The 10,000-nt window shown below is 47.5% G+C and carries 10 protein-coding genes and 1 pseudogene; 8 read left to right on the top strand and 3 right to left on the bottom strand.

Annotation, left to right across the window (positions count from 1 at the left end; translation table 11 throughout):
- Positions 1-6: 6 nt before the first annotated feature.
- Genes kdsB through tcdA form a run of 3 tightly spaced genes read left to right on the top strand, consistent with a single transcriptional unit; the run spans position 7 to position 2,283 of the window.
- Positions 7-777 carry a 3-deoxy-manno-octulosonate cytidylyltransferase gene (kdsB, locus tag LDL40_RS07435; RefSeq protein WP_300994602.1) on the top strand — a complete coding sequence of 257 codons (771 nt, stop codon included), beginning with the start codon at positions 7-9 and terminating at the stop codon, positions 775-777.
- A complete protein-coding gene (locus tag LDL40_RS07430) occupies positions 778-1,488 on the top strand; it encodes a TIGR01621 family pseudouridine synthase (RefSeq protein WP_300994600.1) in 711 nt (236 codons plus the stop codon).
- 3 nt (positions 1,489-1,491) lie between these two features.
- Positions 1,492-2,283: a tRNA cyclic N6-threonylcarbamoyladenosine(37) synthase TcdA gene (gene tcdA / locus LDL40_RS07425; RefSeq protein ID WP_300994598.1), complete on the top strand. Its 792-nt coding sequence runs from the start codon at positions 1,492-1,494 to the stop codon at positions 2,281-2,283.
- Positions 2,284-2,311: 28 nt separating this feature from the next.
- On the opposite strand, the gene LDL40_RS07420 is transcribed toward tcdA, so the two are convergent.
- The 3 genes from LDL40_RS07420 to gltA form a co-directional block, all read right to left on the bottom strand.
- Entirely contained in the window at positions 2,312-2,764 is a 453-nt protein-coding gene (locus LDL40_RS07420) for a SufE family protein (protein ID WP_300994597.1), read from the bottom strand.
- The gene (locus LDL40_RS07415) at positions 2,761-3,975 is read right to left on the bottom strand and encodes an aminotransferase class V-fold PLP-dependent enzyme (protein ID WP_300994596.1); all 1,215 of its coding nucleotides are present in this window, start codon (positions 3,973-3,975) and stop codon (positions 2,761-2,763) included. Before LDL40_RS07415 ends, LDL40_RS07420 begins: the two co-directional genes overlap by 4 nt.
- A 62-nt stretch (positions 3,976-4,037) precedes the next feature.
- Positions 4,038-5,315 (bottom strand): citrate synthase, encoded by a 1,278-nt coding sequence (gene gltA, locus LDL40_RS07410; protein WP_300994595.1) that lies wholly within the window; start codon positions 5,313-5,315, stop codon positions 4,038-4,040.
- A 370-nt stretch (positions 5,316-5,685) separates the two neighbouring features.
- On the opposite strand from gltA, the gene sdhC reads away from it, so the two are divergent.
- From sdhC to LDL40_RS07385, 5 genes and pseudogenes are all read left to right on the top strand, one after another.
- Positions 5,686-6,063, top strand: coding sequence for a succinate dehydrogenase, cytochrome b556 subunit (gene sdhC / locus LDL40_RS07405; protein ID WP_367304304.1), 378 nt, complete (start codon positions 5,686-5,688; stop codon positions 6,061-6,063).
- Positions 6,054-6,401 carry a succinate dehydrogenase, hydrophobic membrane anchor protein gene (gene sdhD, locus LDL40_RS07400; RefSeq protein ID WP_300994593.1) on the top strand — a complete coding sequence of 116 codons (348 nt, stop codon included), beginning with the start codon at positions 6,054-6,056 and terminating at the stop codon, positions 6,399-6,401. Before sdhC ends, sdhD begins: the two co-directional genes overlap by 10 nt.
- Positions 6,402-8,174, top strand: a complete 1,773-nt coding sequence (gene sdhA / locus LDL40_RS07395) for a succinate dehydrogenase flavoprotein subunit (protein ID WP_127022195.1) — start codon at positions 6,402-6,404, stop codon at positions 8,172-8,174. It begins immediately after the preceding gene.
- A 12-nt stretch (positions 8,175-8,186) separates the two neighbouring features.
- A complete protein-coding gene (locus LDL40_RS07390; protein ID WP_300994591.1) occupies positions 8,187-8,906 on the top strand; it encodes a succinate dehydrogenase iron-sulfur subunit in 720 nt (239 codons plus the stop codon).
- 236 nt (positions 8,907-9,142) lie between these two features.
- Positions 9,143-10,000 (top strand): annotated as a pseudogene (locus LDL40_RS07385) (2-oxoglutarate dehydrogenase E1 component); the annotation flags it as partial.

The raw sequence follows: 10,000 nt of genomic DNA, 5'->3' as shown, positions 1-10,000 counted from the left end.
GCGTTAATGCAAGCCGCGCTTAACCCTTCTGAGTTTCTGGTCGTTATTCCGGCCCGTTACGCCAGTAGCCGATTGCCGGGTAAACCTTTGGCCGATATTGCCGGTCAGAGCATGATTGAACGGGTCTACCGTCAGGCGGTTAAAAGTGGTGCCAAGCGGGTGGTGATTGCAACAGACGACGCCCGGGTGCAACAGGTCTGTGCAGGCTTTGGCGCTGAAGTTTGTATGACAAGCCCAGCTCATAACTCAGGTACTGAACGTCTGGCCGAAGTGGTGGCTTTATTAGGTCTGGCGGACGATACAGTGGTGGTGAATGTGCAGGGCGACGAGCCTTTTATTCCACCAGCTATTATCCGTCAGGTGGCGGACAATTTAGCCAGCCAAACCAAAGCACGGATGGCCACTTTAGCCGTGGCTATAGAGCATAGCGATGAAGTACAAAACCCCAATGTGGTGAAAGTACAAAGCGATAAAAATGGCTATGCGCTGTATTTCAGCCGCTCTGTGATCCCTTTTGACAGAGACAAAGCTTTTACCAGTCAACTGGCGGATATTTACCGTCGCCATATAGGTATTTATGCCTATCGTGCTGGTTTTATTAAAGATTATGTCAGCTGGCCAGCTTCACAGCTGGAGCAGATTGAATGCTTAGAGCAGTTGCGAGTGCTATGGCAAGGTGAAGCTATTCATGTGGCTACTGCGCTTGAAGTCCCGGCTGTAGGCGTCGACACGCCAGAGGATTTAGAACGAGCCCGTCTGGTGGCGGCAGCTCTGTAAATGACAGTAAAACTGGTTTTTGATCACGCCGATTTTTTGGTGCTGGATAAACCATCCGGCATCAGTTTTCATTCCGAGTTTGAACCCGGCGTGGTGGCTTTGGCCGAAGCACAGTGTGGCGTCAAGCTCTATGCAGTGCATCGGCTGGACAAAGGCACCTCAGGTTTATTAGTGCTGGCCAAAAGCAGTGAAGCGGCGGCGAAGTTGTCACAGCTGTTTCAACAGCAGCAGATCCAGAAGTTTTATTTAGCCCTGACCGATCAAAAACCAAAGAAAAAACAAGGCTGGGTCAAAGGTGATATGGTGCAGGCACGCCGTTCAGCCTGGAAGTTGACCAGTACTTTAACTAGTCCTGCTGTCAGTTATTTTGTCTCGGCTTTTTACCAAATCGAAGGGCGTAGAGCTTTTTTGGTCAAGCCTTTTACCGGCAAAACCCATCAGGTGAGAGTGGCTTTAAAAAGCGTCAGCGCTGCGATTTTGGGCGATGATTTGTATCAGGGTAGTGCTTCCGATCGTTTATATTTGCATGCCTATGCGCTGTATTTTAGCTGGGGTGGTGCCGAGATAAAGCTGGTATTGCCACCTTCTGATGGTCTGGAATTTATGACTGCTCCTTTGCAACAGCATTTGAGGCAGCATTGGGCTGAACCTGCATTGCTGGAGTGGCCGTCTTTTCAGAAACCATCACAAACCAATAGTGTTAAAAGTTGAGTAATGCACGTGTCTGATTATTTATTACGTTTTGCCGGTATAGGTCGTTTGTACGGCAGCAAAGCCCTGGATGCCTTTCAGAAGGCCCATGTTTGTGTGGTCGGTATTGGTGGCGTCGGCAGCTGGGCGGCTGAAGCTCTGGCGCGCTCTGGCATAGGCGAAATTACCCTGATTGATTTGGATGATATTTGTATCAGCAATACCAACAGGCAGTTGCATGCCTTATCGGACAGCATAGGTCAGGATAAAGTGGCGGTGATGGCTGAGCGGATCAAAGCCATTAATCCGGATTGTGTGGTGCATCAGGTGGAAGATTTTGTCAGTCACGACAATTTATTTCAGCTGATGAGCACAGACTTTGATTATGTGGTGGATTGCATTGATTCGATCAAAGCCAAAGTGGCACTGATAGCGCACTGCAAACGCAATAAAATTGCGATAGTGACGGTTGGTGGAGCAGGCGGACAGGTTGATCCAACCCAAATTCAGTTGGCCGATTTAAGTCAGACCGTCTATGACCCTCTGTTATCTAAGGTTCGCAATACGTTGCGTCGTGACTATAACTACAGCCGTAATCCCAAACGGCGTTTTGGCATAGATGCGGTGTATTCCACTGAACAACTGGTGTATCCAAAAGCGGATGGCACTGTCTGCCAGACCAAACCTGAACTGGATGGCCCTATGCGCTTAGATTGCAGTGGTGGTTTTGGTGCTGTCACAGTAGTGACTGGCTCTTTTGCTTTTGTTGCTGTATCCAGAGTGCTGAAAAAACTGGCCGACAAAGCAAATAAATGAAAATGGGGTCAGATCACATTGTTAACTGTTAACAATGTGATCTGACCCCATTTTTGATTTTGTTTAATACAGCCAGCAAACCATTACTGCGGGACTGGCTGATATTTTGTTGTAACTGCAATTCGTTCAGCAATAACTCCGGTTTTGCATGTGCCAATTCTTCCGTTGTCAGGCCATTCAACTGCACTAACAGAAGAATAATCAGCCCTTTAACAATACGAGCGTCGCTATCAAAAGCCCAAAAGTGCTGATTTGTCACTGGATCCTGGTAATGCAGCAGCCAGGCTTTGCTTTCACAGCCCTGCACCAGAAACTCATCTCTGTGCCATTCGCTGTCAAAAGCAGGCAATGCTTTACCCAATGTCATTAAAATGCGGTACTTACTTTGCCAGTCTTTCAGTTGCTGTAGCTGCGGCAGATGATTGGCGTAAATATTTTTTAAAGCTGAGGCGGTTTCTGTAAAGATATCTGGTCGGATCATTCGGCAAGTAACTCCACTGCTGTAGCTAAAGCGGTTAAAGTTCGGTCAATTTCGTCGAAACTGTTGTAACTGGCGAAAGAGAATCGTACAGAACCCTTGACGTTGAGTGCTTGAAATAACGGCATGGCACAGTGAGTTCCGGCCCGAACTGCGATCTTTTGCTGGTCTAACAAGGCTGCGAGATCGGCAGGGTGCTCATTTTTCAGGTTGAGTGCCACAATTCCTGCGTTAGTTGTCGGACCAGATAGCAGTTCTAACGCCGATATCTGCTGACACCCCGTATAAAAGCGATGCAACAGGGCTGTTTTATGGTGCTGAAACGCGGTCAAATCCTGCTGTTGCAACCACAAAATGGCGGCGGCAAGGCCAATAGCACCGGCCATATTTGGGGTGCCGGCCTCTAATCTGTAGGGTAAATCGTTCCAGCTACTGGCAGAAAAGCTGACGGTTTTAATCATTTCGCCACCGCCCAACAGCGGGCGCAGCAGCTCTAAATACTGTGTTTTGCCATACAAAACGCCAATGCCGGTTGGGCCATAGAGCTTATGACCTGAGAACAGATAAAAATCCACATCCAGCTGTTGTACGTCCACTTTCTCCCAGACAATGCCTTGTGCACCGTCCAGCACCACTAGAGCTCCTGCAGCTTTAGCCAGCCGTACTATGTCGTTAATTGGCTGAATATGGCCCAGCGCATTAGAGACGTGGCTGATACTGACCACTTTGGGCTTGAGCTTTAATAATTCGGTAAAGGCAGCGAGATCAAACCTGTGCTCAGCTGTTAAAGGCACCACATCCAACTGCACACCAAAAGGTTGGGCATGGATATGCCAGGGCACTATATTGGCGTGATGTTCCATAGATGAAATTAATACCCGATCACCAGCTTGTAATACAGGTCCCATCAGGCCAAACACCAGCTGATTAAAACCTGCCGTAGTGCCGCTGGTCCAGATGATTTCATGCGCATAACGGGCATTTAAAAACTGCGCTACTGTGTTTCTGGCTGCTTCAAAAGCTGCTGTAGCTTGTTGGCTTAAACCGTGGGCAGAGCGGTGCACATTGCTGTTTTGGTTGCGGTAAAACTGATGCATAGCGTCAAGCACAGCCTGGGGTTTGTGCAAAGTGGCGGCGTTATCCAGGTAAATCCAATCCGGATGAGCGCTGAAAAAAGGGAATTGTTGACGTAAAGCGGATAAATCGAAATTCAAGGCTGCCAACCTAAAGCAAAAACAAATGAGGCCGGATCATAACATCCGGCCTCATTAGCAGGTTAGGCTTTTTTGTAGTCGCGCTTGGTGTAACCAGTGTACAACTGACGCGGACGGCCAATTTTGTGACCTTTGTCTGACAACATTTCGTCCCAGTGAGAGATCCAGCCGACAGTACGTGACATAGCGAAAATCACAGTAAACATGCTGGTTGGAATACCAATGGCTTTTAAAATGATGCCTGAGTAGAAATCTACGTTTGGATAGAGTTTCTTCTCGATGAAGTACGGGTCAGACAGCGCAATACGCTCCAGCTCCATAGCAACATCCAACAGAGGATCCTTGATATTCAGCTCTTTTAACACTTCGTGACAGGTTTCACGCATCACTTTGGCGCGAGGGTCAAAGTTTTTGTAAACGCGGTGACCAAAGCCCATCAAGCGGAAGCTGTCGTTTTTGTCTTTGGCACGAGCCACAAACTCAGGAATACGCTCAACAGAGCCAATTTCCTGTAACATTTTCAGACAGGCTTCGTTAGCACCACCGTGGGCAGGGCCCCACAGAGAAGCGACACCAGCAGCGATACAGGCATAAGGGTTAGCGCCTGAAGAACCTGCTAAACGTACAGTAGAGGTTGAAGCGTTTTGTTCATGGTCTGCGTGCAGCATGAAAATACGGTCCATGGCTTTGGCCAGGATAGGGCTAACTTTGTATTCTTCAGCTGGTACTGAGAACATCATATGCAGGAAGTTTTCTGCATAAGTTAAGTCATTGCGTGGATACACAAAAGGCTGACCTACAGTGTATTTATACGCCATGGCAGAGATAGTAGGTAACTTGGCAATTAAGCGGTGAGCACTGCGTTTACGCTGCTCCGGGTCGTTAATGTCCAGGTCTGAGTGGTAGAACGAAGACAAAGCGCCAACCACACCACACAGCATGGCCATTGGGTGAGCATCAACACGGAAGCCCTGGAAAAAAGAGGCAATTTTTTCATGCACCATAGTGTGGCGCGTGATGGTATGCACAAATTCTTCATACTTGGCTTTGCCAGGTAATTCACCTTCTAATAGCAGATAACAGGTTTCCAGATAGTCTGAGTGCTCTGCTAATTGCTCAATTGGATAACCCCGGTGTAACAACACGCCATTGTCACCATCGATATAGGTGATTTTTGATTCGCATGAACCCGTAGCCATAAAGCCCGGATCGAAGGTGAAGTATCCTTGCTGACCTAAAGCACGAACATCTATAACATCAGTGCCTGCAGTGCCAGAATAGATAGGAAGTTCAAATGGTGCCTGTCCTTCGATCTGCACGACAGCTTTTTTATCTGCCATTGGATTTCTCCTGTTGTTTTAATTGGGTTAAACCTTCATCGCACCTATTCTAACGTCAAGTGCTGCCTAAAAGTCAATTTTAATGCGCGATTGGATAATAAGTATTCGACTCTGGTCGTATTGCCATCAAAATGGAATGCTGTAGTCTGCACTACGCAGAAATTCGATAACCAAATCAAACATAAATTGTAATCCGAACTGGTGAATTATATACTGTCGCGGGTTTTAAACCTGTTCAGCGTTTGATAGATAAAAAAATAGGCTGAACCACACTTAGCTGTAGCCTGTATATCCATTGGGCGTTGACTGATTATTCAGCAACAAATAATGACAACAAAGCTCTATAAAGAGCGTCGATGGGCAAGAAACTGTGAAAAAGCAAAGACCTGTAAATCTAGACCTTACAACAATATCTTTTCCTGCTCCTGCGTTAGCGTCGATCCTGCACCGCGTAACTGGCGTCGCCATGTTTTTCGCTTTGGTGTTTGTGATCTGGGCTTGGGCAGTGTCTTTGTCTTCTCCGGAAGGCTTTGAGCAAGTGAAACTGGTATTACAATCCTTCATCGCCAAGTTTATCGCCTGGGGTACTATCACAGTTTTGCTCTATCACATGATTGGTGGCATCCGTCACTTGATTATGGACATGGGCCACTGGGAAGAACTGAAGTCCGGTAACACCAGCGCAGTTGTGACTATCGCACTGTGGATTGTATTAGCTGTTTTAGCAGGAGTTTGGTTATGGTTCTGAATCAAGCCAGTTTAAAGCGTGACGGTGTCCAGGACTACGTCTCGTTACGTGCCACAGCTGTTATTCTGACGCTGTACACTCTGTTTATTCTGGGATTTTTCCTGGTTACTCCTGAAGTAACCTACGATGTCTGGAAAGCACTGTTTTCCAGCCTGCTGATGAAAGCTTTCACTTTATTAGCCTTAGTTTGTATCGCAGTTCACACCAAAATTGGGTTGTGGCAGGTATTAACTGACTACGTCAAAAATGCAGCATTGCGTGGCGTTTTACAGTTCCTGTTATACACCTTAGCTTTTGGCTATGTAGCTGTTGGTCTCTTTGTTCTGTGGGGTGTTTAAGTGAATATTCCAGTACGCGAATTTGATGCCGTGGTAATAGGCGCAGGTGGTGCCGGTATGCGCGCCGCTCTGCAAATTACCGAATCAGGTTTAACCTGTGCTTTGTTATCCAAAGTATTCCCAACCCGTTCTCACACTGTATCTGCGCAAGGTGGTATCACTGTAGCGTTAGGTAACTCTCACCCGGACAACTGGGAATGGCACATGTTTGATACGGTCAAAGGTTCCGATTACATCGGTGACCAGGACGCGATCGAATACATGTGTAAGACAGGCCCTGAAGCCATTACTGAACTGGAAAATATGGGCTTACCTTTCTCTCGTTTTGAGAACGGCCGTGTTTATCAGCGTCCTTTTGGTGGTCAGTCTAAAAACTTCGGTGGCGAGCAGGCTGCCCGTACAGCAGCAGCGGCCGACCGTACAGGTCACGCCTTATTGCACCTGCTGTATCAGCAAAACGTAAAAAACAAAACTCAGGTTTTCTCTGAGTGGTATGCACTGGACCTGGTGAAAAACCAGGACGGCGCTGTGGTGGGTTGTACTGCCATTGATATCGAAACCGGTGAAATTGTTTACTTCAAATCCCGCGCTGTAGTGTTGGCGACTGGTGGTGCTGGCCGTATCTTCGCCTCAACCACCAACGCTCACATCAATACAGGTGACGGTGTAGGTATGGCCTTACGCGCCGGTGTACCACTGCAGGATATGGAAATGTGGCAATTCCACCCGACAGGTATTGCAGGCGCCGGTGTTCTGGTGACTGAAGGTTGTCGTGGTGAAGGTGGTTACTTATTAAATAAAGACGGCGAGCGTTTCATGGAGCGTTATGCACCAAACGCCAAAGACTTAGCGGGTCGTGACGTTGTAGCTCGTTCTATGATGACTGAAATCCGTGAAGGCCGTGGTTGTGATGGTCCATGGGGTCCACACATCAAACTGAAACTGGATCACTTAGGTGAAGAAGTTTTAGAAAGCCGTTTACCTGGTATTTGTGAGCTGTCCCGTACTTTCGCTCACGTAGACCCGGTAAAAGAACCAATCCCTGTTATCCCAACCTGTCACTATATGATGGGTGGTATTCCAACCAACGTCCATGGTCAGGTCATTCATCCAAAACCGGATGGCTCTGAGTCAGTAGTTCCGGGTTTATTTGCCTGTGGCGAAATCGCTTGTGTGTCTGTACATGGTGCTAACCGTTTAGGTGGTAACTCACTGTTAGACTTAGTGGTATTTGGTCGTGCTACAGGTTTACACCTGGGCGAAGCTCTGGCAGCTACCTCTGAATACCGTGCGGCTTCTGATTCTGATCTGCAGGCTGCTTTAGCCCGTACTCAGCGCTGGGAAGACAGCAAACCAGGTCAGGGTGAAGATCCGGCTCAAATCAAGAAAGACTTACAGCAATGTATGCAACTGAACTTCTCGGTATTCCGTGAAGGTGAGGCTATGGCTGAAGGTTTAGCTCAGTTAAAAGAAATCCGCGAACGTCTGAAGTATGCACGTCTGGATGACAAGAGCTCAGACTTCAATACCATGCGTATTGAATGTTTAGAACTGGATAACCTGATGGAAACCGCGTTTTCAACTGCAGTTGCTGCCAACTACAGAACTGAAAGCCGTGGCGCCCACGCTCGTTTTGACTTCCCGGATCGTGATGACGAAAACTGGTTATGCCACAGCGTCTACACGCCAGATACTGAATCAATGTTTAAGCGTAAAGTGAACATGGAACCTAAGTTCCGTGATGCTTTCCCGCCTAAAGCACGTACGTACTAAGAGGGATGCAGAATGAAGAAGTTAGTATTCTCTGTCTATCGTTACAACCCTGACGTCGATACAGCGCCACGTATGCAGGACTACATTCTGGATAACCCGGAAGGTCGTGACATGATGGTGTTAGACGCACTGTTGAAATTGAAAGAGCAAGACCCAACCTTATCTTTCCGTCGCAGCTGCCGTGAAGGTGTCTGTGGTTCAGACGGTCTGAACATGAACGGTAAAAATGGTCTGGCTTGTATCACTCCTTTGTCTGCGTTAGGCAAAGGCAAAGGTGGCAAGCTGGTGATCCGTCCATTGCCAGGTTTACCTGTAGTGCGTGACCTAGTTGTTGATATGACTCAGTTCTACACTCAGTATGAAAAGGTCAAACCTTACCTGATCAATGACGAATTACCACCAGCAGGTGAATACCTGCAGTCGCCTGAAGAACGTGAAAAGTTAGACGGCCTGTACGAATGTATTTTATGTGCATGTTGTTCAACTTCTTGTCCTTCGTTCTGGTGGAATCCGGATAAATTTATCGGACCAGCTGGTTTATTACACGCTTACCGCTTCTTAGCCGACAGCCGTGATACTGCCACTGAACAGCGTTTAAACGATTTAGATGATGCATTCAGCGTGTTCCGCTGCCATGGCATCATGAACTGTGTCAACGTATGTCCAAAAGGTTTGAACCCGACCAAAGCCATAGGTCAGATCAAATCTATGCTGTTAAACCGGGCGCTTTAAGCGCCCTTTGTCAGAGCATACCCAAAACAATTGGTGCTGTAGCCTGACGACAAGTCATCGAGCGTTCAATCCGATAGGTTATTTATCTGGTTGGTTCGGGAAACTCTGTCAGCAAAGCTACAGTTTTCAAGTTAAGAAGGGTAAAAAGGCGCTGATTGGTATAAAATGAAGCGCGCCCACATTACTGGGGCGCTTTTTGCTAATTTTTTCCAGGTGCTTCGAATAAGGGAAACTAAATGCACGAAGGTGTAATGAAGGCGTGGTTAGAGTCTTCTCATTTAGGCGGTGGCAACATGGCCTATGTCGATGAACTCTATGAATCCTACCTAGCTGAACCGACCAGCGTCAGTGATGAATGGCGTGAATTTTTTGCCAGTCTGCCAAAAATTGACGGCGTAGAACTCGAATCCCGTCACAGCGACATTCGCCAGCAATTTGCTGAACTCGCCAAAAACAAACACCGTGAAGTTATTACGGTGAATGCGGGTGGTTCAGATCAGCGTCAGGTGAAAGTTCTGCAATTAATTAATGCCTTCCGTTTCCGTGGTCATCAGCATGCAAACCTTGACCCGCTGAACCTGTGGAAGCAGCCGCGTGTGCGTGATCTGGAGTTGTCCTATCACGACCTGACTCAGGCTGATTTTGATACCGAATTTAATGTCGGCTCTTTTGCTGGTGGTGAAACCAGTATGAAGTTAGGCGACTTATACAAAGCGCTGGAGGCCACTTACTGTGGTTCTATCGGTGCTGAATATATGCATATTGTATCGACGGACGAAAAACGTTGGATCCAACAACGTTTAGAAGGCCAACAGGCTTCACGTGCGCTCGGTAAAGAAGAAAAAACTAAACTGTTGCAAGGCTTAGTTGCCGCCGACGGTCTGGAAAAATACCTGGCCTCTAAATTTCCTGGCGCCAAGCGCTTTGGTTTAGAAGGCGGTGACGCTATGATCCCAATGCTCAAAGCCATGATCCACCGTGCAGGCGAGCAGGGCGCAAAAGACTGTATTATCGGTATGGCGCACCGTGGCCGTTTAAATACGCTGATCAACGTGCTGGGTAAAAACCCTAGCAAGTTGTTTGACGAGTTTGCC

Origin of the sequence: Rheinheimera sp., from assembly GCF_020217005.1 — a bacterium.
In the GTDB taxonomy this organism is placed as follows: Bacteria; Pseudomonadota; Gammaproteobacteria; order Enterobacterales; family Alteromonadaceae; genus Pararheinheimera.
The sequence above is the reverse complement of the archived record's forward strand: the minus strand, read 5'-3'. Positions and strand labels throughout refer to the sequence as shown.

Coding starts and splice junctions, on each gene's coding strand:
- kdsB (WP_300994602.1), top strand. CDS start 7: ATGCAAGCCGCGCTTAACCCTTCTGAGTTTCTGGTCGTTATTCCGGCC.
- LDL40_RS07430 (WP_300994600.1), top strand. CDS start 778: ATGACAGTAAAACTGGTTTTTGATCACGCCGATTTTTTGGTGCTGGAT.
- tcdA (WP_300994598.1), top strand. CDS start 1,492: ATGCACGTGTCTGATTATTTATTACGTTTTGCCGGTATAGGTCGTTTG.
- LDL40_RS07420 (WP_300994597.1), bottom strand. CDS start 2,764: ATGATCCGACCAGATATCTTTACAGAAACCGCCTCAGCTTTAAAAAAT.
- gltA (WP_300994595.1), bottom strand. CDS start 5,315: ATGGCAGATAAAAAAGCTGTCGTGCAGATCGAAGGACAGGCACCATTT.
- sdhD (WP_300994593.1), top strand. CDS start 6,054: ATGGTTCTGAATCAAGCCAGTTTAAAGCGTGACGGTGTCCAGGACTAC.
- LDL40_RS07390 (WP_300994591.1), top strand. CDS start 8,187: ATGAAGAAGTTAGTATTCTCTGTCTATCGTTACAACCCTGACGTCGAT.